The following is a 25,823-nucleotide window of genomic DNA, read 5'->3' as shown; positions in this document are numbered from 1 at the left end:
ATACAAATGAAAAAAATAATATATACAATAATACCATGCATACTAACGCTCTTTACAGCTTGTGAAGACGACTTTATAGACTTAACTCCTCCTGCTTCTATTACAGATAATGTATACTACAATGAGGCAGAACATTTTTTAACAGGTACAAATAGATTCTACACCAACTTAATGGGTTGGAGAGACGATCAAGGTATATTCTCTGATCACGGTTCTGATTTGGTTGGTTATTTTGAAGAAGGTGGTATGCAAGAATATGGTAGAGGACAAACGCTATCGGAATTAAATGACGATTATTATACGGACACTTATGAAGCGCTTAGAGATATTAACCTTTTATTAGAAAGAGCAGAAGCTTATAATGGTGAGGATAGTATTGCTGAATATGTAGCTGCGGCTAAATTTCATAGAGCTTGGCAGTATTTCTTTTTAGTACAACGTTTTGGAGGTGTAACTATCGTTACGAAGCCTTTAGATGTAAATTCTGCAGAATTATCTGCTCCACGTAACAGTAGATACGAAGTTGTTGCACAAATTATAGCTGATTTAGATGCTGCAATTGCAGGTTTACCTAATGAAGCAAATATTGCTTCTGAAGACAAGGGAAAATTCAGTAAGGAAGCGGCCATGGCCTTTAAAGCAGACGTTTTATTACATGAAGCTACTTGGATGAAATATGTAGGTACCACAACAGATGGTGATGGTGTAAATAGTGGTGCTGGTAGTGCTGGTTTTGACGCTTCTAAAATAACACCTTATTTACAAGAAGTAGTTACCTTAACCGAAGCTGTAATGAATTCAGGAACTTTTGAACTATGGAATCACAATGATGTTCTGAATGATTTAAGTTCTAATTTCTTATTTAATTTAGAAGGAGCAGATTCTAACCCAGGAGGTTTAGACAAGGCGACAAATAAAGAATTTATTCTTTATGGTAAATATGATTTTACCTTTAGACAAGCCGGAGTACTTGTAAGTCATGTTTACAATGGTCGATTAAGACCTAGCAGAAAAATGATGGATTTATTTTTATGTTCAGATGGTTTGCCAATAAACGAATCTCCACTGTTTCAAGGATATTTTAACACACAAGATGAGTTTCAAAACAGAGATAAAAGAATGAAGGCTTATTTTACCAGTCATTTAAATCTTGGTAACGTACCTCAAACTGGTGATGTTGTTTTAAACGGAACAAATAATTTTGGTTACTTTAATTCAAAATTCATGAGTTGGAATTGGGACGGACCTGGAGCTATTAGAGCTACAATGACAGAAAGTTATGATTTACCTTTGTTGCGATTAGCGGAAGTGTATTTAATGTATGCGGAAGCCTTATATGAATTAAATGGGTCTTTAACAGATACTCAAATGGATGCTTCAATAAACTTGATCAAAGAGAGAGCAGGCTTACCAGCAATTTCTAATGCATTTTTAGCAGCAAACAATATGGATATTGAAACAGAAATAAAAAGAGAACGCGCCATTGAATTGTATGCAGAAAGTGCTTCTAGATATACTGATTTAAGACGTTGGGGAGTTGCAGAACAAGAACTAGGAGAAGCCGTATACGGAGCTGTTATAGAAGGAACAGTTTATGAAGGAAATGCCGCATTATACACACCTGGTTCTTATAGTTATGCTCCTGAAGCTACAACTACTGGAGTTGGAGAAAGAGAATGTCTTTTAATACAACCGGCATCTACTCGAAATTTTTCTAGAGATAATTACTTATTCCCAATACCTACAAGTCAGGTAGATGAAACGTTTTTACAAAACCCAGGATATTAAGTACAAAATAATTAGTAGTTAGTTTTTTTAAGCAGCCCTAAATTTCATTATTTAGGGCTGCTTTTTTTGTGTTAACTATGACAGCTATTTAGCTACAAAAACTATTCTAAGAGGATTAGCTCATAGGTTTATAACACTATTGATACTGGTTTGAAAACAGACTTCCATACTAGCACACTCAGCTATACAATAGAATACAAGGAACTTCTTTTAGCCACTAAACAACAAGACTTAGGGGCAAATTACTTTAGATTCGCTAAACGGAAGCTTTTACTATTTATTCAGGTAAGGAATGATGTTGTATTTGATAAAATCTAACAGAACAATAGCGCTTTATTCATCCTTCTTCTCAACAACATAGGTCGTTTCAGCATAGCCCAACTTTCCGTTTTCTGTAATTGCTTCAATAATAACAAGCATCTCACCCAGTGTATCGCCATTGTAAAATTCTATTTTAGTATTTCCTTCGGCATCTGTTACAATATTTGGTGCCCAATGTATTACCGAACGTACATCTTGTACATTCCAATCACTATCTACAGGATCTTCATATTTTGGAGCATAGAATTCGCGCTTTGCAGCAAACCCAGGAACAATACCGCTATACATACCTTTTGGACGTTTTATAAAATTAAATCCTTTACCTGCATAGGTATAAATACAAATCACAGAGGTTCTATCAATTATAGCCGCAGCATCCAAAACAGGCTCTTGTTCTTCAACTACAGCTTCTTCTAGCGTCTCAAATTCATTTTCTGTACCTGTTTCATCTTGTCCATAACCAGCCCCTTCTACAAGAGAATCTTCATTTAGGTCGTAGCCCATAGAAAGTGATTTTCCTAGATAAGACCCTGTACGTTTGGGACGTTTTATCAATTCAAAGCTTTTTATTTCTTCAATTGGCAAAGCATCTAAAAATGGATATTGAAACCTTTTAACGGGAATACCATCAATAAGAACAATGGTTCTTTTAGCTCCAAAAACTCTAGCTTTTAAATAATCGCCTCCCTCTTTTGGATATACAGGATAAATTTCAACATCATTTGGATACGAAGACTGTAACAAGCTATACAATCCAGAATGCCATTTTTCTACTTTGCTAAGCAATTCTTTATTTTCAACAACAACATCTGGCGGTCCATATCGCTTCATCATTTTCGTTCTTGCTTCAGTCAATCTATAACCTGTCAATTCCACTTCATCTAAAGCTATGGTTCCTTTAGAGGCATTAAAGTTTTCAACCGCTTTTTTTCGTGCGATGTTTTGTTTTATATAAGAAGTAACCACTTCAGGATCTTCAATATGAATTTCCTTTTGATAGCTTACCTTCGGAAACTTATAACTGTCTAAATAAATGGTAAAATCTTTTTTCTTCCCTTTTTCACTTTTAGATTGTAGCAGTACTTTAAACTCATCTTTGTAATAATCTTCTAGATAAAAACGGAAACGTCCAGAGGTATCGACTTTCTGCATCAGAACATTTAACGGCCCATAAATCAAGGTCAAATCTATCGGGTTTTTAAGCGGTTTTTTTTGACTAATCAAATTTCTTAATCGCCCAGAAACGGATAAGTTTTTTTCTGGAAGAAATTTAAAATTTCCTTTAGCTGCTGATTTTTCATACTTATAATTGCTCCAGCCTTGCGTCAATAAAAGCGCATCCATCATCTGTTTTCTTCTTTTGTTTTTGGGGTTGAAATAGGTACTCGGCTTTTCGATGGTTCCTTGCAATTCTGAATTCAATAAAAAATAGGAAACTAAATTACTGCGTTTTTCATTTGCTTTGCCTAATTGTTCTTTGTTGATAACCAACACAGAAAGATGGGACTTTACTGCCTGCTTCTTCGAATTTTTGGTAGCCAATTGGATTGTTGTTTTTCCTCGTTGACTGTATTGTTTTAGATTAGGAGTAGAACTAATTTCTATTCTTTCTTCTTCTTTATAATTAAAAAACAAGCGTTCACAAACAATTTGATCTTCCATATTCGAAATACTTATTTTTACAAGTCCTTCAGGAAGCACACTTTTTTCTATGGCAGTAAAAGCAACTCCTTTTTTAAACTTCATAAAAAATTGATCCTGTTCCAAACCTCTTGCCTGTACTTTTACCAAAAGAGAATCGCTTTTATAGTTTTTATTTTTTAATGAAACAACTAGGTACTCTTTTCGCTCTTTTACTTGTAAAACAACACCTGTAGCTTGCACAAGTGGCAATTCATATTTATACACCAATCCCTTCTTTCCTTTAATACGGGCGTAGTATTTTTTTTGAATATTGGGCGTTAAATACGTGATTCCCATTCCCAATTCATTACTCTGAAAAGGCATCACAATCGCATTAGCTTCATCTACTATATGCCCTGCAACTGAAATTCCCTGGTTTTTATAATCCAATGCTTTAAAGGCCACATTGCTTGTCAAACCATCCACTAATTTACCACCTTCGGGAAAAAACTGTAGGTCGATATAATGTTTATTGATAGCTATTGTTTTACTGTAAGAGTTGACAAATGCACTATTGGCGTTTCTTAGTTTTACGGAATCTACTTTTATTTCTATTCTTGCTTTTACAGCATCTTGAGGCAATTTATACTGAAAACTGTAAGCTTCGTCTTTGCCTTTATCTACTTGAACTGAATCGGTTTTATTTTCGGTATGCACATATATTTTTAAGCTGCCTTTGTATTTTGGGTTCAGTAATTTAGGAAAGGCCTGTGCTGCAATTTCAAATTGATCGGGCGCTATCTCTGTTAAAGTCACTTCCCTTAAAGCCTCTTCTGATGCTAAGACTTTTTTGGGAGCATAAATATCTATATAGGTTTCAGAAATAAAGGCAGTGCCAAAATTTTTATTCCATTCTGTATATGCTCTTATTTGATATCTTCCTGCGGGCATTTTTTCTTTTAAATCGAAAAAACCAGTCGCCATACCTTTCTCTATTTTCAATAACTTTTTAGCAACGATCCTTTTATCAAAGTCGACCAATTCTACATGTAGCACCCCACTCAATCGGGTTGGTAAATGCATTAAATCAGTCACTATTGCTTTGAACCAAATACTGGTATCTGAAGTGAAAATTGTACTACTTAACTGCACATAAATTTTTTCAGCATAGGCTGACTCAGAAATAATGTTGTTCTCTTGAGATTGGAGGTGAAAATTTGATAGCAAGGAACTAAACACAAGAATGTACAAATACTTTTTCATCGCAAGTTTTTTTTATAAGAAGAAATCTATAAAGAAAACACGGCAACTTGAAGAAAAAAATAAATTTTAAGAATGGCGCAAGTTTTCTTTATTCATTTCTAAAATGAATATACCTTATAAAAATAAGTATTGCTTTTGCTACAAAATGTAAACCATGACCTAAACTACATGAATTATAGTTCATTTTTATTTTTTAGCACTAGAATACGAGTTCTACTAAAAAAACATGCAACAACTAAAAGCTATTGTAGTCAATAGAAACTAGTTATTCTCTTTAAACCAACCTGCGTATTTGATGTAATTTTCGGCAATTCTATGAATTTCACCTGTTAAAAGTTCTTCGCTAATATCTTTTATTTTTTTTGCAGGCACACCTCCAAAAACACTTCCCGAAGGCACGTGAGTTCCTTTTGCAACAACGGCACCAGCGGCAATAATAGAATTACTTTCAATCACACAATCGTCCATTACTATGGCTCCCATACCAATTAAAACATCATCTTTTATTGTACATCCATGTACAATTGCATTGTGCCCTACAGAAACATTGTTACCAATAGTAGTCGGCGATTTTTCAAAAGTTGCATGCACAACAGCACCGTCTTGAATATTTACTTTATTGCCCATATGAATGTAATGCACATCACCTCTAATAACAGCACTATACCAAACGCTGCATTGATTTCCCATAATTACTTCGCCTAAAATCACAGCATTTTCAGCAATAAAACAATCTTCACCAAATTTAGGTGTACAACCTCTCACTTCTTTTATGATCATAGAATTTAGTTTTAATGGAAAAATGAAGAATTAATATTTGGACAAGCGGCTAAACGAGATCGTTTTACAAAAACATTCCAACCTATAGTTATTTGGTGATATCCTCCGTTTGGCACAAAACTAGAATCGCCTAACTGCTCTCTGTAGGTATACGCAAACATTAAATTCTTATGATTCAAACCTACAATTGGAGAAAGATAATTCCAGTTTTCAGAAGTCGAATCATAAAAAGATTGACGAAAAGACAGCGCAAACCATAATTTACTTTGCTCTAAATTCTTGTAAAACTTCATATTTAAATCCAAAGTGGTTCTTTTAAAATAAGGATCGTACAATACCATAGCAGAAGGTTCGTATTGAAACGCATTTTCATCACCAAAATAATAACTGGTGTTTATTAAAAACTTTCTAAGATTTATTGATTCTGTTCTACTAGCCGTTTTTGTGGTTAGGAATAAATTTTTGATGGTGAAATATCCAGCAAATCCGTTTCTATGGTAGGCCATTCCAAAATCACCATTAAAATAATTATCGCTTGCTTTGATGGCTGCGGCAACTGGATCTGACTCTGTGTCTGAAAAAATACTGGTATCGAATTTATTTTGTACCGCATTTAACGACAATCCAAAAGATAATTGTTCAAAATCATAGGATCTACGCGATAAATTTAAATGATAAGCATACGTGCCTTGAAGTCCCACGGTAGAGTGATTTCCATTTGAATTGCTATAAACAGCAACTCCTACTCCTGTTTTATTGCCTATTCTGTTATGAAAACTTAGGGTTTTTACAGAAGGAGCATTAGAAACCCCCTTCCATTGTGTAGAACTTGTGGCTCTAATTTTCCCTGAATCTCCTACTCCGGCTGCTGCTGGATGCAATATATACACGTTATCCGACAGGTAGTCTGAGTTTACAGGCAATGTTTCTTGACTAAAACTTTGTGTCAGGTAAAATAAAAAAGGAAGTATATATATATATTTAAAGTGTAATCTCATATGGGGGCAGATCTCAATCAAAACAATTTCGTAATGAACTTTCCAAATATAAAACTTTTATTGTCTTTTAAATAAAAAAAGGAAAACTAATTTATAAGCATATGAAAAGGAATTTCAATGCCTATAAATCCTTACATTTCTTTTATTTTAGCTAATTTAGTAGCACTAAAATCATATTATTTATACATGAAGAAATTATTAAGTCTAATCTTACTTTTTCCACTTCTTTTTACTGCGCAAAAAAAACAAATTACACTGGAAGAAATTTGGAGTGGTCAGTTTAGAGAACAAACAATGCGGTCTTTTAATCCGCTAAACAACGATTCGTATAGTTTACTAAATTTTCAAAAAGAAACACAAAGCACCTCTATTGACATCTATAATTATGTCAGTCAAGAAAAAACAGCCACTTTGGTGGATAGCAAAAACTTGAAGGACATCGCTTATTTTGATGATTATAGCCTCAATGCTTCTGAAACAAAGATTTTATTGCAGACCAACACCCAATCAATTTATAGAAATTCGACCAAAGCCATCTATTATCTTTACGATATTGAAAGTAAAAGTGTTTCATTGGTCGATAAAGACTTTATAAGTATTCCTAATTTTTCGCCTGACAATAAATTTTTAAGTTATGTTAAAAACAACAACTTATACGTAAAAGACATTGAACTTAACAAAACCATGCAAATTACTTTGGATGGTGAGAAAAACAAAATCATAAACGCCATGTCTGATTGGGTCTATGAAGAGGAACTAAAATTTGTAAAAGCCTATCATTGGAGTTTGGAAAGTGACAAAATTGCCTTCTTAAAATTTGACGAATCTGAGGTTCCTTTATATGATATGGATATTTTAGGAACAAGTAACTATCCAACAAAATTGACTTTTAAATACCCAAAAGCTGGCGAAAACAACTCTAAGGTCAGTTTGCTTTTGTACGATTTGAAAACAGCTAAAACCAATCAAATTAATTTAGGCGACTATGAATACATTCCAAATCTCACTTGGACTCATAAAAACGACCAACTAAGTGTTATGACCTTGAACAGGCATCAAAATCATTTAAAACTTCATTTGGTAGATAGCAACACCCTACTTGCTACGACCGTTTTGGAAGAAAAGAATGACACTTATGTAGATATTGTAAATACAAATTACCTTACCTATTTAGAAGACAATAGTTTTATTTGGGGAAGTGAAGCCAGCGGTTTTAATCACCTATATCATTATTCAAAAAACGGCAAACTAAAACAACAAATTACCCATGGCAATTGGGAAGTAACCAAATACTATGGTTTACACAACAAAACACTTTATTACCAATCTACAGAAGAGCACAGCACGGAACGTGACCTGTACAGCATTCAATTAAATGGTAAAAACAAAACAAAATTAAGTCGATTAAAAGGCACCAACGATGCTGAATTCAGCAAAGACTTTCGTTTCTATATTGTCAATCATTCTAATGCAACAACACCAACATCGTATACTTTATTTGAAGGACAAAATGCTTTAAAAACAATAAAAGACAATACCGGACTACAAACTAAACTTGCCGAGTATATTATTTCTCCAAAAGAATTTTCTACCCTAAAAACGGCAACTGGTACTTTTAATATGTGGATGGTAAAACCTTTGGATTTTGATTCAAGCAAAAAATATCCCTTAGTACTTTTTCAATATTCTGGACCAGGTTCACAGGAAGTTCATAATTCATGGAATTCTTACAATGATTACTGGCATCAAATCCTAGCTCAAAAAGGCTATATTATTGCTTGCATTGATGGAAGGGGAACGGGTTTTAAAGGAAACGACTTTAAAAAAATCACCTATAAAGACTTAGGGAAATTTGAAACCATAGATCAAATTGAAGCCGCAAAAGTATTAAGAAAACGACCATATATTGCCGCAGATAAAATTGGTATTTGGGGTTGGAGTTATGGTGGATTTATGGCTGCCAACTGCATTTTAAAGGGCAGTGCTGTTTTTAGTACAGCCATTTCTATTGCTCCCGTAACCTCTTGGCGTTTTTACGATTCTATTTACACCGAAAGATTTTTAAGAACTCCACAGGAAAACCCTTCAGGTTATGACGATAACTCTCCAATTTTTCATGCAAAAAAACTCAAGGGAAATTTACTCATCGTTCATGGAACTGGTGATGACAATGTACACGTGCAAAACACCTATCAAATGACCAATGCTTTGATAAAAGCAAATAAACCTTTTGATCAATTTATATACCCAGATCGGGCTCATGGAATTTACAGAGGAAAAAACACACGTTTGCATTTATTTACCAAAATGACAAATTATTTAGATACGCATTTAAAATAAGAAACTATGGCCGAAATATCTTTAAAAAAACCGCATGAAAAAGAATTATTTGGTCATCCGGTTGGACTCTACACTCTTTTCTTTACAGAAATGTGGGAACGATTTTCTTACTATGGTATGCGCGCCATATTTGTCCTTTACCTTATTCAAAGCACGACCGATAAAAACCCCGGATTGGGTTGGACAAACGGAGAAGCTTTAGCGCTTTACGGTTGGTATACCATGTTGGTGTATGTAGCTTCAATTCCTGGAGGACTTTTAGCAGATCGGGTTTTTGGACAAAAAAAATCAGTCATAATTGGAGCTTCCCTTTTAGTTATAGGGCATTCTATTTTAGCCTATGAACAATTATGGGCTTTTTATACAGGACTTGGTTTTATTATTTTAGGAGTTGGTATGTTAAAACCAAATATTTCTACCATGGTAGGTGGATTGTATAAAAAAAATGACATTCGTAGAGACAAAGGTTTTATCATTTTTTATATAGGAATCAATGTCGGTGCCTTTTTATCTAGCTTGCTTGTAGGCTATGTTGGTGAAGTACATGGTTGGCATTATGGATTTGGTTTGGCAGGAATATGTATGCTACTTGGTTTGATTCAATTTATATTCGGTCAAAAATATTTAGTGGGCGTTGGCGATTTAATGGTAAAAAACGACAAAGTCAACCCCGGAATAAACAACGCATTAACAAAAATAGAAAAAGATAGAATTTATGTTTTATTGATTTCCTTTTTAATCATTATCGTCTTCTTTTCTGCTTTTGAACAAGCCGGAGGATTGATGAATATTTATACAAAAGAAAAAACCAGCCGCCTTTTATTAGGAATGGAAATTCCTGCAACTTGGTTTCAATCGCTAAACGCATTTTTTATAATTACTTTGGGTATTTGGGTGGCTACTATTTGGAGCAAACGAAAACTTAAAAACAAAGAGGCAACTTCCCTTTTTAAAATGATTATTGGTCTTTTAATTATAGGAGTTGGATTTTTATTTATGAGCGGAGCTGCCGTGCAATTTGAAAACTCAGGATCCTCGGCGATGTTTTGGTTGGTCTTAGCCTATTTATTTCATACCATTGGAGAACTTTGTTTGTCTCCTGTTTCCATGTCCTTTATCACAAAACTTGCACCTGCAAAATACGCATCTTCTATGATGGGCTTGTATTGGGCGGTTATTGGATTGGGAAGTAAATTTGCTGGTTTATTAGGCGAATCTGCATCAAATTATGGAGAATTTACCATCTTTACAAGTATCGCCTTGTTTTGTATGGCCTTTGCTTTACTGATTGGATTGTTCTTTAAAAAATTAAAAAAACTAACGCACGGAGCTGAAGACAACGAGCATTAAAATTATCAAATAAAATTACACCCTATAATTTATACCCTATGAACACAGATATCGAAAATCTATTTAAAGACAAAGTACTTGGACATCCAACAGGTTTGTTTATTTTATTTTTCACTGAAATGTGGGAACGTTTTTCTTTTTATGGAATGCGAATTTTATTGGTCCTATTTTTAACGGCTCCAATGGTCAGTGACAATCCTGGTTGGGATTGGGCTAGAGAAAATGCCATGGCTTTAATTGGAACCTACGCCTCCCTTTTATATTTAACACCAATAGTTGGTGGTTTGGTAGCTGATAAATATACAGGTTATAAATGGGCCGTTGTAATTGGTTGTATTATTATGACCCTTGGGCATGCTGCCATGACTTTTGAAACGGAAGCTTCTCTATATATTGGATTAGGTTTGTTAGTGATTGGAACTGGTTTTTTCAAACCCAATATTACTTCCATTATTTCTACCATGTACAAAGGAAAAGAATCTAAAAAAGATGGTGCTTACACTATTTTTTATATGGGTGTAAATGCAGGAGCTTTTTTTGGAATGATGCTTTGTGGGTATTTGGCTGAAAACATAGGTTGGAGTTATGGATTTGGATTGGCAGGAATCTTTATGTTTTTAGGAATGTTACAATTTTTATTGGCGAAAAATTTATTTGGAAGCATTGGTGAAATGCCTTCTAAAAAGAAAACAGAAAATGCAATAGTTACAAAAAACGAAGAAGAACTAAATTTAGAAAAACCCAATCCTTTTACTACAATTGACAAAATGTTGGTTATTATTTCTACTCTTTGTGGGGTGACTTATTTGTTCAACGACCCATTATCTAAAATACACAACATCAACTTACTCAATTTCAATCTTGGTAGTTACGACGGCTCAACTGTCGTTATTCTGACCGGTGTTGTGCTATTTTTAACGCTCATTATTTCAAGAACCTTACGTTATTCAAAAATTGTAAGAGACCGTATTGCTGCAGTTGCTATTTTTGGTTTATTTACCGTTTTCTTTTTTGCTGCATTTGAGCAATCTTTAGGGTCTATGACTATTTTTGCTAGAGATTATACGGCTAGAGATTTATCAGGTACCTCCGCATTAATTTTTAAAATAATTGATTTAATTTTCACAGTAGGTCCTTTGGCAATTATTACTTGGGTTTTAATGTTATTATTTAAAAAAACCTATACCAAAATCCCAGCTTCCAACATTATTTTAGCCATTGCCTTTATAGGTTTATGGGGAATTGTTATTTGGAAAATAAACAGAGAATTTAGCAAAGAAACAACTGAGGTAGGTGCCTCTTGGTTTGGTATTTTAAACTCCTTTTTTATCATCACTTTAGCTCCACTATTTTCTAAGTGGTGGGAAAGTAAATACAATCCAAGTGCGGCTATGAAGTATGGCTTAGGACTTTGTTTGTTGGCTTTAGGTTTCGGTATTCTAGCCTATGGTACCTTAGGAATTCCACAAGGAGCAAAAACGGCTTCTGCCAGTATGTTTTTTCTTATTGCTGCCTACTTATTTCACACCATGGGAGAATTGTGTTTATCACCTGTTGGCCTTTCGTACTTAAGCAAACTAGTACCACCTAGAATGATTGGCTTTATGTTTGGTATTTGGTACTTGGCCATTGCAATCGGACAAAAAACAGCAGGCTCTATGGGAGGAATGATTGACAAAATTACAGAACAATATTCTTTAAGTAGCTTTTTCTTAATTTTTACAATTGTACCATTTGCCGTTGGAATTATTGCTATTTTACTTAATCCAGTTATAAAAAAACTAATGCACGGTGTAAGATAGAATCGAAAAACCGAACTATTTCTTTATGAGAAAATTACACATATTCGTTTTGTTCATTTTGCTATGTTTGCCTGCAACAGCACAAGATATTAATTGGTTATCGTTTGAAGAAGCTGTGGAGCTGAATAAGACAACTCCGAAAAAATTTCTAATCGACGTATATACCGATTGGTGTGGCTATTGTAAAAAAATGGACAAAAACACCTACGATAATAAAAAAATAGCCGCCTTGATCAACAAAGATTTTTATGCCATAAAATTAGATGCCGAACAGAAAGATAGCATTGTTTACAAAGGAAAAGTGTTTAAATTCATGCCACGTGGAAGACGGGGCAGCCATCAGTTAGCTATCGATTTATTGAATGGAAAAATGAGCTATCCATCTACCATATTTTTAAACAAAGAGGAAAATATACTAGATAGAATTCCGGGATATTTAGAACCTACGATCATGGAAAAAATTGTGGTATTTTTTGGACAAGAAATATACACACATACATCTTGGGAAGCATTTGAAACAAGTTTTGAAAGTTCATTATGACACTCTAAAAAGGCGTATAAACACCTATTTGCACTAGTTCATAAATAATTTTAGCCTCCATAATAGAATCATCTAAACCGCGATGTTGTTCTATTTTATGCTCCGAAGGAAAAAGCACATCCCAAGCTTCTTGGGCTTTAGGCCATTTATAGCCTCTTGTCCCAGAAATTTTAAAAAACTTTGTGCTTTCCTTCATTGGGCAAGGAACATCTTCCCCTAAATCAAAGCCATTGGCCACTAAAAAATTGCTATCAAAGGAACGATTCCAAGCTGTAATTTTTCCTTTGTACGCATCTAAAATTTCTTGAATTTCATCTTCATAATCAGACAAAGGATTGGCATTTCTGACCTCCGAAAGCTCCATATAACCATTCTGAAAAATCCATGCATTTCGATGTTTGGCAGTTAATTTTGGATCCTTAAAAACAGCATCAAATAAGGTTGTGATTTCACCAGTATCTAAATCTAACTTTACGATACCTAATTCTAAAATAAAATCGTTAACCGGACTTAATCCAGTTGTTTCAATATCTAGAACAATTAATTCATTTTGCATGGAATTCTATTTTTTACAAATATATAAAATGAGCCTTAGAATTAAGAAGCTTCTCTACCATGAAAATAAAAAAAGCAATTCAAAACTTTCGTTTAAGGTTTTAAAATATAAGCGCCATCAGCAGTATCGTAAAATGGAATTTTATATTGCTTACAGGTTCTTTCCCACAATTCTTTTAGATAAGGATAATTTGATCCATCAGCAATAACAAGTTCTGGTTGAAGTCGTTCTATACATCGTTCTAAGTTTACTTTTGTTGAATTACAAAGCAATAGCACATCGACCAACTTCGGTTTTACTTCATACAATTTAGCTTCATTTATCAGTAGAATATTTCTTCCTTCAAAAGAAATCGCACGAGGTAATGCATCCCTGTTTTCAATAGCATAAGCTCCTACACCAGTTTGATATGCTATTATGTTTTGATCTGACTTCTTATTTTGTTCCTGGTAAATCAACAAATCACCTCCATTATTTTCTATCAAAACAGTCGACTTGTACTCGTCTAAAACCACCAATTCTTTTGTCTTCTTATGCCTGAATTTATTTTGAATACTGAGCATTTGAAATAAAACAAGAGTACTCAAAAAAAACAAAAATGCTTTTACCCTTTTCGTATTTAAAAACAGGAAAAAACAAAATAACAGGACGGATAGCAAACCTAGTTCTACTTCTTTAAAATAAATTTGTTTGAAGACAAACTGCTCATAGCTAGCCACCCATGCTATAAATTTATTTAAATAAACAATAATAGTTTCGTAAATGAAAATTAACGGGTTAGGCAATGCTGCAAACAGACTACACAATATAACTAAAAACCCCAAAACTAAAATTAATCCAACCGCAGGAATAACCACCAGATTGCTAAAAACAAACAAACTTGGAAACTGATGAAAATAATATAAACTTACTGGTAATACGCCAATTTGAGCCGCAACCGACACCGTAATCAAACTCCAGAAATAATCGAGAACTTTATAATTAGGCTTCCAAAACCTTGCTAAAATTGGTTGCACAAATAAAATAGAAAAAACGGCAGAATAGCTTAACTGAAAACCAACATCGAATACATAGAGCGGATGTAAAAGGAGCAAAACAAATGCAGAACTAATCAAGGAATAACCAATCGCTCCTCTTTTTTGAAACAACAAACCTACTGCAACAAAACTAAACATGGTCACTGATCTAACAACTGAAGAAGACAAACCCGCTATAAATGCAAAACACCAAAGACACAAAACAACGACAACTAGTCGGATATTTTTTCCTTTCTTAAAAAACAACAATGGCCGAAACAACCAATTTAATAAACCTAATAAAATTCCGACATGCAACCCAGAAACGGCTAAAATATGCATTACACCTGCATTTTTATAATTTTCTAAAATACTTGTGGATAGATCATCTCTTTGTCCTAATATCATCGCTTTTGTCATGCCTAACACCTCCTCATTTTGCAGGTATACTTTTAGTCTTTCGATGATATAATTCCTGAAATAATCTGCACTTCGCACCCATGAAAGTTTTATTTCTTCTAACGGAACAAATTCCTTTGCCTTCAAAAAAAGTTGTCCTCGGATATTTTTTTTATACAAATAATCCGCATAATCAAAACTAAAAGGATTTATAGCTTTTCTTAAACTACCGATGCTTTTTTTAGTTAGTAGGAAATCGCCAACCTGAAGTGGAGCCAAGAGGGTATCCTTCTCTAAATTCAACAAAACCAAGCCTACAGTTTTCACTGTAGCAACTTGTACTATTTCCGCATAATATTTATGACTATATTTTGTTGCACCAAGTACTTCGGTAATTTTAATTTTAAGCGGATTTACTTCATTTTGATACTTCGAAAAATGATATTCCGGATTTTGTTCTACAAATAAAAACAACATTCCAAGAGGAAGAAAAACGACAAATAGAAAACGCTTTGCAAAACCATAAACCACCAGAGCAACAAGAATGACCAAGCCAAAACCAATGGTTTGACTTGAAATAATCGATCCATAAAATTGCAGTACAATGCCTAAAACAAAGAGCAACAAGAGATGCCCTGGCACAAAGTCAAGTATTTTTTTCATAGCAACTTAAAGTTACTAAAAAAATATCTTTTTATTTAAGCTTGATTATTTTTAAGGATCAATTTCGCAACTTTTGAAGAAGCTCCCGCACCTCCCAATTTTTGCTCCAACTCTTTATAAGTGGACAACATCGCTTTTTGATTATCGGAATCTAGAATTTTGGTCAACTCCGTTTTCAAGTTTTCTTTGGTAAAATCATTTTGAATCAATTCTTTTACTACCTCCTTGTCCATAATCAAATTCACCAAAGAAATAAATTTCAATGTAATAATCCGTTTGGCAATTTGATAAGAAATAGCACTTCCTTTATAACATACTACCTGTGGCACTTTAAACAAAGCCGTTTCTAAGGTAGCTGTTCCTGAGGTAACCAATGCAGCTGTAGAAATTGACAACAAATCGTAAGTTTGGTTATTCACAAAACTGATGTTTTGATCCTGAATAAACGTTTGGTAAAAGGCAAAGTCTTGACTAGGAGCACCCGCAATTACAAATTGGTAGTCTTTAAATTCGGCTACCAAAGACAACATTACAGTCAGCATTTTTGTAATCTCTTGTTTTCTACTTCCAGGCAAAAGTGCTACAATCGGTTTTTCACTTAGTTTGTACTGTTTTCTAAAAGCAGCTTCCTCCACTATTTTTCGATTGGCAATTGCATCAATTAAAGGATGTCCTACAAAATGAACATCATAGTCGTATTTTTTATAAAATTCTTTTTCAAACGGCAAAATAACATACATATGATTGATATCTCTTTTGATATCCAAAACACGTTTTGCTCTACTTGCCCAAACTTGTGGTGAAATATAATAATTGGTTTTAAACCCCTTTTCTTTAGCCCATTTGGCGATGCGTAAATTAAACCCAGAATAGTCAATAAAAATTAAAACATCGGGTTGGTAAGCAGCAATATCTTCCTTGCAAAATTTCACATTTCCAAAAATAGTCGGTAGGTTTTTTAAAACTTCTAAAAAGCCCATAAAGGAAAGTTCTTTGTAATGTTTTACCAAAGTCCCTCCAACGCTTTGCATCAAATCACCTCCCCAAAAACGGAATTCAGCATTTTTATCGGCTACTTTTAAAGCCTTCATCATATTTGATGCATGTAAATCTCCTGATGCTTCTCCAGCGATGATGTAATATTTCATGGATTAAATAAATTTAGTGAACAAAGTAAAAAGTGCAATTACTATGGTAGCCATCAAAACTCCTTTAGCTCTTAATTCTTGTTTCTTTTTAAGGTATACAAAAAATACAAATATATTTGAAACAGCCCCTAAAGTAATAATTTGCCCGTACAAATCACCATCTTCAATCATTTGAAAAGTTTCTGCAAAACCATGTTTTGAAAACAATTCTACATATAGATACATACCAGAAAGCGTAGCAAAAATGGCAACTAAAAACCCGATGACTATTTCTTTTTGTTGTTTTTTCATTTTATAAATCCCAAGTGCTTAATGTTTCTATAAATTGATGCGCTGTTAAATCGAACTGAACAGGAACAACCGATACAAAATTATTTTCCAAAACATATTCATCGGTATCTTTTCCTCCATCCAAGTTTTCAAACACACCTGTTAACCAATAATATTCTTTGCCCATTGGATTCACTCGCTTGTCAAATTTTTCATTCCAATTGGCACGTGCTTGGCGAACTACTTTTATTCCTTTATAAGGCGTTTCCGTTTGCTTAGGAAAATTGACATTTAACACCACACCATCTGGGAGACCTTCAGCTAAAACCTGCAAAGCAATTTTCTTTACAAAGGGCTCTAAGCCGTCAAAATTTGCCTCCCAATCATAATCTAACAAGGAAAAACCAATAGACGGAACTCCTTCAATACCAGCCTCAATAGCAGCACTCATAGTTCCTGAGTAAATAACATTGATCGATGCATTTGAACCATGATTGATTCCCGAAACACATAAATCAGGTTTCCGTTTCAACACCTCTTTGATTCCTAATTTCACACAATCTGCTGGAGTTCCAGAGCACTCAAATTCCAAGTCCTTAGGGCTTGCCGTTTTTACTTTCTTCACATACAAAGTAGCGTCTAAAGTTATGGCATGGCCTTTTCCACTTTGGGGGCTATCGGGCGCCACTACAACCACTTCACCTATTTCTTTCATGACTTCAATTAGCTTCCTAATTCCAGGCGCAGAAATGCCATCGTCATTGGTCACTAATATTAAAGGTTTGTTTTTCATACGTGTAAATTTCAGCCACAAATTTACTATAATTTGTGCAGGGCACTTCAATTATTTAACATTTTATAAAGAAGCGAAACTCAATTCTTTTTGTACCCTTGTAGCAGGTAAATTGAAATATACATTCGTGTATTTTTTCCCCTAAAAAAAATCAAGTCATACAGATGTTTTTCAAAAAAAATGACTGTATCTTAGTAAATTAGTTCAATGACGCACGTCTAAAAACAAGTACCTCATTGAAAATCAAGATTAAACATTAGAATTTCAGCAAAATGAACATCACGAAAAAGATTAAAATAATCATCCCAATATTAATTCTAGCAGGCGGATTGCTTGGATTTTCTTTAAATTTAAAAGCCGAACCTCAAAAAGACAAAGTTTTAATTGGCGTTTTACGTTATATTTTAAAGAATTGGCATTACGAGCCAAAAGAAATGGATGACACTTTTTCTAAAGCCGTTTATGCTGATTTTATTGATGAGATGGATCCTATAAAAAGGTACTTCACACAAAAAGATATCAAAGAATTTTCTCAGTACGAAACATTGATCGATGACCAACTGAAAAGAGAGGACTTAACATTTTACAATGTGGTAATGGATCGTTTCCAATTGCGTTTGGCAGAATCTCAAAATTTTTACAAAGAAATTTTAAAGCATAAATTCGACTTCGACAAAAAAGAAGAAATTAATGTAGATTATAAAACGATTGAATTTGCCAAAAATCAAAATGAATTGATGGAGTATTGGAGAAAGCAAATGAAATTCAATACCTTAAATAAAATTCAGACTTTGTTAGAAATTGAAGAAGACAAAGCCAAAGAAGATACCAAGTACAAAAAACGTTCTTTTGCTGTTTTAGAGGCTGAAGCTCGTGAAAAATCTTTAGAAAGTTTGGACAATTTTTACAAACGAATTAATGAGCTGGATCATACCGACTGGTTTTCTACTTTTGTAAATAGCATTGCTGAAGAATTTGACCCGCACACAACTTATTTTGCTCCGAAAGTAAAAGAATTATTTGACATCAATATTTCTGGTAAAATTGAAGGAATTGGGGCTCGACTTCAACAAAAAAATGACTACACTAAAATTGTAGAATTGATATCTGGAGGTCCGGCATGGAAGCAAGGGGACTTAGAAGTTGGGGATATCATTTTAAAATTAGCTCAGAAAAATGAAGAAAGTAAAGATATTGTTGGAATGCGTTTGGACGATGCCATCAAATTAATTAAAGGAAAAAAAGGAACTGAAGTTGTATTGACCGTAAAAAAAGTAGACAATTCTATTCAAAAAATAACCATTATTCGTGATGTAGTTGAATTGGAAGAAACTTTTGTAAAATCGAGTATTGCACATAAAGACGGAAAAAAATACGGGGTAATTAACCTTCCTAAATTCTATATCGATTTTAACGATACTGAATCAAGAGATTCTGGTTCTGACATGGAACGAGAAATTGAAAACTTGAAAAAAGAAGGAATTGAAGGATTGCTAATTGACCTTAGAAATAACGGAGGTGGTTCTTTAAGAACAGCCATTCAAATTGGTGGTTTGTTTATCGACAAAGGACCTATTGTACAAGTAAAATATAGAGACAACGAACCTGCTGTAAAAGATGACGTAGATCCTAAAATTCAATGGGACGGACCTTTGGTTATTTTAGTCAATGAATTGTCTGCTTCTGCTTCTGAAATTTTAGCAGCAGCCATGCAAGATTACAAAAGAGCGGTTATTATAGGTAGTGAGCAAACCTACGGTAAGGGAACTGTACAAAATGTAATTCCTTTAAACAAGTCGTATAACTACCCAGAAGATTTAGGGGCTTTAAAATTAACTATTCAAAAATTTTATAGAATCAATGGAGGTTCTACACAATTAGAAGGTGTCCGTTCTGACATTGCCATGCCAAGTAAATATAGTTATGTAGGTATTGGAGAAAGAGAACAAGACAACCCACTTGGTTGGGATAAAATAAAAAAAGCAAATTACAACAGCTTGGATTATTACAAAAACTATGATGCCGTGATTAGCAATAGTAAAATGAGAATTTCTCAGAATAAAGAATTTATATTGATCAATGAATATGCCAAGTGGTTAAAAGAAAGTCAGGACACCAATGAATATTCTTTAAATTTAAATGCTTCCAATGAGGAACAAAAAATTCGTGAGAAAAAAAGTGAAGGATTTAAAGATGTTTTCAAACACAGCTCTAAATTAGAATTCACATCTCCTTTATACGAATTGTCTTTGATTAAAAAAGACAGTGTATTAGGTAGTAAAAGAACTGCATGGCATGAAAATTTGACAAAAGACATTTATATCGACGAATCGCTTCAAGTTTTAAGTGAGCTTAAAAAGAACAACAATTCGTTGCTTGCCAAAAAATAAAAATTTTACATGAGAAAGAATAAAAATTCTCTATCCTATTTAGCACTCCAGAAGTTTAAACAAAACAAAACTGGAGTGTTCTCTTTTTGGTACATAGTGCTATGTGGTTTTATCGCTGTATTTTGTTATTTAATTGCACCTGACACCTCTAGCAATGCCAATCAAATGCATTTAGAAATTCATTCCAAAGCTCCAGGTTACAAAACAAGTTTACTTGTCATTCCAAACACAAAAGAGCAAGGATTTTTCAGCAAATTCATGTACGGCAAAAAACACCCTGCTACGGAAATCCCAATTTCCTCTTACCGCATGGAAAGAGACACACTTATTTTACAACTCAAAACAAACAAGCTGGCCTCAAAAGAAATTCCAATATCAAAATTTAACGGTCCTATAGAAAATTACATCAAAGAAAAAACCTATTATTTTGGTACCGACCGCTACGGAAGAGATTTATTAAGTAGAATTTTAATCGGTACCCGAATTTCTTTTTTCATTGGATTTGTCGCTGTTTTTATTTCATTAATTCTCGGAATTAGCATTGGTGCTATTGCGGGTTATTTTGGAGGAAAAGTAGATTCCTTTCTTATGTGGATCATCAATATAACTTGGTCTATACCCACACTATTATTAGTTATAGCCATTACTTTGGCTTTGGGTAAAGGATTTTGGCAAGTGTTTATTGCCGTTGGAATGACCATGTGGGTAGAAGTAGCCCGAGTGGTTCGTGGACAAATCATGAGTTCAAAAAAAATGCAATATGTAGAAGCAGCCAAGGCCTTAGGCTTTTCCAATTTCAGAATTGTTTTTAAACACATACTGCCAAATATCATGGCGCCAATTATTGTAATATCAGCAGCTAATTTTGCTGCCTCCATATTAATTGAAAGTGGCTTAAGCTTTTTAGGAATTGGAGCTCAACCTCCTACCCCCTCTTGGGGAGGTATCATTAAAGACCATTTTAGTTATATCATTCTTGGAAAACCTTACTTGGCATTGATCCCCGGAATTGCAATAATGACTCTAGTTATGGCTTTTATGCTCATGGGAAATGCTTTACGGGATGCCTTAGATGTAAAAAACAACAACTAAATGCACTTATTTTAAAGAAAACTCAAAAACAGGGGTTTATACGCTAGTCAGTAACTTTAATACACACTATATTTGCAGAGCTTTTAACAAATGTTAATGGTGATTCAAATCGCTTAGGGGTAGGTTATTTGTAATATAAGGAGCATTCATTTTTATGGATGCTCTTTTTTTATAGATATTTCTTCAATAATCAAAAACATAAAACACACTAAAACAAACAATTACATCCCTAGTAAAAACATTTTTATCAAATCTATATAACTACTTCCCAATCTTCGTTTTATTTTACAAAAAAATCTATTTGAATTCTCATATAGCTTTTGAACCTGACCATTTTTCATCCCTTTTTAGAGATATTAGAGTTTCATTTAAAGTAGATTTATTTCGTAAAAAAAAGTTTAAGGAAGCCATAAATATGTTTTTTCAATGCCTGATAAACTTAAACAAAAATAACACCGTACCGAAATATGGACCGAAAATAGTTTTATTTACCTTTATTTCATTTAGTCTACTTTCTAAGAAAAACACTGCAAACCCTCTTTAATACTAAGAAATTTGAAAAAAGAGCATAAAAAAAAGGGAAGTATAAACTTCCCTTTTGCGGTCTGGACGGGACTCGAACCCGCGACCCCCTGCGTGACAGGCAGGTATTCTAACCAGCTGAACTACCAGACCGTTGCTGTTAGCGGTTGCAAATATAGGCGCAGTTTTTAAATGTCACAAACTTTTTTTAACAAAAAGAATGTTTTTTTTGACGTTTTTTTTTACTCTTCTCATTTACAAAACCTTAGTCTAAAATATTTTTTATACGACGCCAGTCTACGATTTTAAAATTCTGAGTTAAGGTATCTTTTCCTTGGGTATTTGCTCCGTCTTGCGCTATAAAAACACCTTCAGGGTATTCCTTTCCCAAAAAAGCAGCGGTTACATCTATCCCATCTGTGTCATAAGTCCCGTCAATTTCTTCAGAGTCACCAATAGAAAAGCTTTTGAGATAGTTATTTGTTTCTCTATCAAAAACAGCATAGGAATTATTTCCTTGTGAAGACACGATGATGTATCCTTTTCCTTCTCCTTGATCATAAAGAGTTACTCCTTCAAAATCATCCCTCATGTTTTTGTCGTGAACCGAAATTAGTTTGGTTCTTGAACTGTCTGCGTTTTTAAGAGCACTGTACTTATACAAAGCAACATTTTCTTCTGCAAGATACAAGTTGTTATGATAATCATCCGCTACCATTCCTTCCGAGATAGACCCCACTGAAAAAGTTCTAACTATCTCCCCTTCAATTTTAGCATTTACCAAACGAAGTTGCCACTGCTCAACATTTCCGTCTTTACCTACCACAAAAGAAAACAACTCCTTTTCTTTTGAATTGTAATACAAACAGAACCCATAAACTTCTTGCAAATTAGATTTCAAATCTTCTTTTAAAATAGATTCCAGTTTCTCAGAATTTTCATTCCAACTAAAAATAGCCAAGGTATTTAAACTCCTATTTGAAGCACCTACAATAGTAACTATCGAATCTCCCAACTGAATACGAGTTCTTATATCTACATTGTTCAATCTACCAAAGGGATATTCTGAAACGATTTCTCCCTGCAAATTGTAAACCACTAAGCCATTTTTTTTATCTGTTCCTATTATTTTAGAGGCTGATGCATTGCTAGCATGTATCCAAATGCAAGGATCATCTGCTGCATCATCTTCAGAGATTACGGGACTCGTTTCGGCATTTGCTAGCAGCGAAACAATTTCAGGGTTCTTCTTATTCTGACAAGAAATCAGAATAAAAATTAATACATATATACTATTTTTCATGGTATCTAAATAAAATGAGATATTGTGATGAATCGCTCCATCACAATATCAAAAATCAATGAACTATTTCAAATTAAAAATTGTAACGCAAGCCTAAATTCCAATTCACATCATAAAATTCTGCTTGTCTTGTAAGTTGTGGATGCCCTTGATAATAGCGCAATCCTTGATTTGTTAAATTCTTTGCTTCTGCAAACACACTTAGTCCTTTGCTTATTTGGTAAGAAGAATTGACATCTAAAAATGTTTGTTTTCCATAATAAATATCTTCTGTTTCATCATCTCCAAATTCATCAATATAAGACCCTGCATGATTTAAAGAAACACGTGCATTGAATTTACTTGTTTCATACGCCAAAGAAGTGTTGATCATGTTTTTTACAGTTCCCGACATTTTCACTTTTCCTCTACCTTCAACACCATCTGCTTTTGAATCTGTGTACGTATAGTTTCCGTAAAAACTTAAATTCTTTAAAATAGAAGGTAAAAAGTCCAATTTATATTGCAATGCCAATTCTACACCATATACTTCCGCCACATTTCCATTTCGTACTTGCTCGTAATCAAAAGCGTCCGTTCCGTAGGTAGCATCTACAAACGAATCGTCTTTATAGGTATAAAACCAATGATCAATTTTCTTATAAAATCCACCTGCAGAAATAATTCCGATATTCTTAAAATAATGCTCGGCCATCAAATCAAAATTCATAGACGCAGCAGCTTTCAAATTCGGATTTCCTTGTGCATATTCCATATCATCTGAATTCACACTTTTATAAGGTACTAAATCGTAATAACTAGGTCTTCCAATGGTATTGGTCCATGCCAAACGTACAATGTCATTTTCTGTAACACTGTATTTAAACTGAAGGTTTGGCAACCAATTTGTATAGTTTTTTTCTGCCTTTATTTCTGTCGCATCGTTTAAGCTAGAAGCTGTTTCAACGTCAATTTCATAACCGGTATAAGCTATTGAAGTTCTTTCAATACGCAAACCTACAATCATAGACAACTTTTCACCTAATTCTTGTTTTAACATTCCATAAGCAGCATAAATATTTTCAGTGGCATTGTAATTTACAGGAACAAATTCTCCGAAAACCTGTTCTCCAACAGCACTACTAGTTCCCAAACTCAAACTTCCCAAATAACTTGCATCAGCAAAAACACCTGCTTTGTACTGGTCACCCGCTAAAAATCCATTTATGGTCTGACTAGAATTTGGAACATCCGATAAAGTACTTACCCCCAAACCATCAACATAGTCTGTATAATCTATAAAATTATTAACACGCTCCTTTGTTTGGTGATTGAATTTCAATCCTACTTTTAAGCTATTTTTAAAAGTTCCTTTTGTTTGTAAAGGCAAAGAAATATTGATACGTGTATTTAATTTTTCTTCTTCTGTAAACTGAAATTCTTCAGAAACCTCATCCAATTCATACTCCGAAGCTATATTATCTGGCCCCGTTATGTATGGAAATTTTGTTGTAGTTGCATTTTGTGTAAACAACGCTGCATCAAATTTATTCTCAAAAGTAATATAACGTTCATTAGGTCTTTCCTCACTCGCTTTTGAAGTACCTACTTTCCAATCTACCTTTGCTATATTGAATAACAAATGTTCTCCACCAATAGAATACTGAGATGTTTTTTGTCTTTCTAAACGTCTGTTATTGTTCTCGTCGTTATCAATACCACCTTTTGTTTGTCTAGAAATTTTATATTCTTGATCTTCTGAATCGTATTTATAACGGGTACGAAATCTATTTTCGGTATCATCTCTTTTGTTGAAAATAGACTTGATAAATAAGGTATTATTCTTGTTCCATTTATAATCTAAATTCGCAGAAATACTTGAACGTACTCTTTTCACATCGTATCTTCTAATGTCGTGTTCTTTTAAAACTGAAGGTGTTTCCCACTCAAACTCAACATTGTCAGAACCATAATCATTTGAATTATGAGTTGCACTAACCACCACGCCTAATTTATCATTCAACATTCTATCTGCCACCAAAACGGCTACATCATATCGGTCTCCATTTCTTACTGGGTTTTGACCAAAAGACCCGGTAAGGGCTGCTCTAAAGCCAGAAGGTGCTGAACGTGTAACTAAATTTACAGAACCACCAATAGCATCTCCTTCCATATCTGAAGTCACCGCTTTGTTTACCTCTATGGCTTGGATCATATTAGAAGGAATTAAATCCATTTGCACCAATCTATTGTCTCCTTCTGCAGAAGGCAAACGATCTCCATTTACCGTTACCGAGTTTAGCTGTGGCGCCATTCCTCGAATGATAATATTTCTTGCTTCACCTTGGTCATTTTGCATAGCAATACCAGGAATTCTTTTCAAAGCATCTCCAATATTGGCATCCGGGAATTTACCTACCTGATCTGAAGATACAATATTGGTAATATTATCGTTATTCTTTTGCTTATTCAAAGCTTTCGCTTGTCCGTTTGCTATACTTCCTTTGATCAAAACTTCATTTAAGCTATTCAAAGCCAGCTCCATTTTAAATTCCAATACCGAGGTTTGAGAATCTTCTAAATTCAATTCTTTTACCTGCGGTTGGTAACCAAAATAACTCACACTAATATTGTATTTTCCTTCTTCTAAATTCAATATTGAAAAATACCCATCAATATCTGTAACAGTTCCTAACTTTAAGCTTTCTATTAAAACTGTGGCTCCTGGTAAGGGTAAATTATTTTCATCCAAAACCCTTCCTCTAATAATTGAATTTGCAGCAGCAAATGTCAATATAGGGGCCAATAGCAATAAAACACACAATGTAATTTTTTTCATTTTTTAGTTGTTTAACAGTTGTTTTTTAATTCCCTGCAAACCTAAAT

Annotated in this window: 17 protein-coding genes and 1 tRNA gene; 7 read left to right on the top strand and 11 right to left on the bottom strand. The window is 33.8% G+C overall.

Annotated elements, in window-relative coordinates; genetic code table 11:
* Positions 1 to 6: 6 nt before the first annotated feature.
* Positions 7 to 1,788, top strand: a complete 1,782-nt coding sequence (locus FGM02_RS00165; RefSeq protein ID WP_139955750.1) for a RagB/SusD family nutrient uptake outer membrane protein — start codon at positions 7 to 9, stop codon at positions 1,786 to 1,788.
* 333 nt (positions 1,789 to 2,121) lie between these two features.
* Here FGM02_RS00165 and FGM02_RS00160 read toward each other — a convergent pair whose 3' ends face one another.
* The 3 genes from FGM02_RS00160 to FGM02_RS00150 all read right to left on the bottom strand — a co-directional run bounded on the left by FGM02_RS00160 (position 2,122) and on the right by FGM02_RS00150 (position 6,773).
* Positions 2,122 to 4,995, bottom strand: a complete 2,874-nt coding sequence (locus FGM02_RS00160; RefSeq protein WP_139955748.1) for a hypothetical protein — start codon at positions 4,993 to 4,995, stop codon at positions 2,122 to 2,124.
* Positions 4,996 to 5,256: 261 nt separating this feature from the next.
* Positions 5,257 to 5,775, bottom strand: a complete 519-nt coding sequence (locus FGM02_RS00155) for a gamma carbonic anhydrase family protein (RefSeq protein ID WP_139955746.1) — start codon at positions 5,773 to 5,775, stop codon at positions 5,257 to 5,259.
* Positions 5,776 to 5,786: 11 nt separating this feature from the next.
* A complete protein-coding gene (locus tag FGM02_RS00150) occupies positions 5,787 to 6,773 on the bottom strand; it encodes a PorP/SprF family type IX secretion system membrane protein (RefSeq protein WP_139955744.1) in 987 nt (328 codons plus the stop codon).
* 186 nt (positions 6,774 to 6,959) lie between these two features.
* Between FGM02_RS00150 and FGM02_RS00145 the strand changes: the two genes are divergently transcribed.
* From FGM02_RS00145 to FGM02_RS00130, 4 genes are read left to right on the top strand one after another with little or no spacing between them, the layout of a single operon-like run.
* Complete coding sequence (locus FGM02_RS00145) at positions 6,960 to 9,113, top strand: S9 family peptidase (RefSeq protein ID WP_139955742.1); 2,154 nt, start codon at positions 6,960 to 6,962, stop codon at positions 9,111 to 9,113.
* A 6-nt stretch (positions 9,114 to 9,119) separates the two neighbouring features.
* Positions 9,120 to 10,463 (top strand): peptide MFS transporter, encoded by a 1,344-nt coding sequence (locus FGM02_RS00140; protein WP_139955740.1) that lies wholly within the window; start codon positions 9,120 to 9,122, stop codon positions 10,461 to 10,463.
* A 38-nt stretch (positions 10,464 to 10,501) separates the two neighbouring features.
* Entirely contained in the window at positions 10,502 to 12,265 is a 1,764-nt protein-coding gene (locus tag FGM02_RS00135; protein WP_139955738.1) for a peptide MFS transporter, read from the top strand.
* A 25-nt stretch (positions 12,266 to 12,290) separates the two neighbouring features.
* Positions 12,291 to 12,806 carry a thioredoxin family protein gene (locus tag FGM02_RS00130; RefSeq protein ID WP_139955736.1) on the top strand — a complete coding sequence of 172 codons (516 nt, stop codon included), beginning with the start codon at positions 12,291 to 12,293 and terminating at the stop codon, positions 12,804 to 12,806.
* Between the two features lie 4 nt (positions 12,807 to 12,810).
* Here the strand turns inward: FGM02_RS00130 and FGM02_RS00125 are convergent, their stop codons facing one another.
* The 5 genes from FGM02_RS00125 to surE all read right to left on the bottom strand — a co-directional run bounded on the left by FGM02_RS00125 (position 12,811) and on the right by surE (position 17,651).
* Positions 12,811 to 13,362, bottom strand: coding sequence for a 3'-5' exonuclease (locus FGM02_RS00125; protein WP_139955734.1), 552 nt, complete (start codon positions 13,360 to 13,362; stop codon positions 12,811 to 12,813).
* Positions 13,363 to 13,454: 92 nt separating this feature from the next.
* The gene (locus tag FGM02_RS00120; RefSeq protein ID WP_139955731.1) at positions 13,455 to 15,440 is read right to left on the bottom strand and encodes a ComEC/Rec2 family competence protein; all 1,986 of its coding nucleotides are present in this window, start codon (positions 15,438 to 15,440) and stop codon (positions 13,455 to 13,457) included.
* Between the two features lie 35 nt (positions 15,441 to 15,475).
* The gene (lpxB, locus tag FGM02_RS00115) at positions 15,476 to 16,588 is read right to left on the bottom strand and encodes a lipid-A-disaccharide synthase (protein ID WP_139955729.1); all 1,113 of its coding nucleotides are present in this window, start codon (positions 16,586 to 16,588) and stop codon (positions 15,476 to 15,478) included.
* A 3-nt stretch (positions 16,589 to 16,591) separates the two neighbouring features.
* On the bottom strand, positions 16,592 to 16,879 hold the full coding sequence (locus tag FGM02_RS00110) for a hypothetical protein (RefSeq protein WP_139955727.1): 288 nt from the start codon (positions 16,877 to 16,879) through the stop codon (positions 16,592 to 16,594).
* A 1-nt stretch (position 16,880) separates the two neighbouring features.
* On the bottom strand, positions 16,881 to 17,651 hold the full coding sequence (gene surE, locus FGM02_RS00105; RefSeq protein ID WP_139955725.1) for a 5'/3'-nucleotidase SurE: 771 nt from the start codon (positions 17,649 to 17,651) through the stop codon (positions 16,881 to 16,883).
* 272 nt (positions 17,652 to 17,923) lie between these two features.
* On the opposite strand from surE, the gene FGM02_RS00100 reads away from it, so the two are divergent.
* A complete protein-coding gene (locus FGM02_RS00100) occupies positions 17,924 to 20,041 on the top strand; it encodes a carboxy terminal-processing peptidase (RefSeq protein WP_139955723.1) in 2,118 nt (705 codons plus the stop codon).
* 9 nt (positions 20,042 to 20,050) lie between these two features.
* Positions 20,051 to 21,133: an ABC transporter permease gene (locus FGM02_RS00095; RefSeq protein WP_139955721.1), complete on the top strand. Its 1,083-nt coding sequence runs from the start codon at positions 20,051 to 20,053 to the stop codon at positions 21,131 to 21,133.
* 601 nt (positions 21,134 to 21,734) lie between these two features.
* Here the strand turns inward: FGM02_RS00095 and FGM02_RS00090 are convergent.
* From FGM02_RS00090 to FGM02_RS00080, 3 genes are all read right to left on the bottom strand, one after another.
* Positions 21,735 to 21,808 (bottom strand) — tRNA-Asp (locus FGM02_RS00090).
* A gap of 112 nt (positions 21,809 to 21,920) precedes the next feature.
* Positions 21,921 to 22,958, bottom strand: a complete 1,038-nt coding sequence (locus FGM02_RS00085) for a phytase (protein WP_139955719.1) — start codon at positions 22,956 to 22,958, stop codon at positions 21,921 to 21,923.
* A gap of 73 nt (positions 22,959 to 23,031) precedes the next feature.
* A complete protein-coding gene (locus FGM02_RS00080) occupies positions 23,032 to 25,776 on the bottom strand; it encodes a TonB-dependent receptor (protein ID WP_139955717.1) in 2,745 nt (914 codons plus the stop codon).
* Positions 25,777 to 25,823: the final 47 nt, after the last annotated feature.

Origin of the sequence: Flavicella sediminum (assembly GCF_006381105.1) — a bacterium.
GTDB lineage: Bacteria > Bacteroidota > Bacteroidia > Flavobacteriales > Flavobacteriaceae > Flavicella > Flavicella sediminum.
This window is presented reverse-complemented; position numbering and strand designations above follow the sequence as displayed.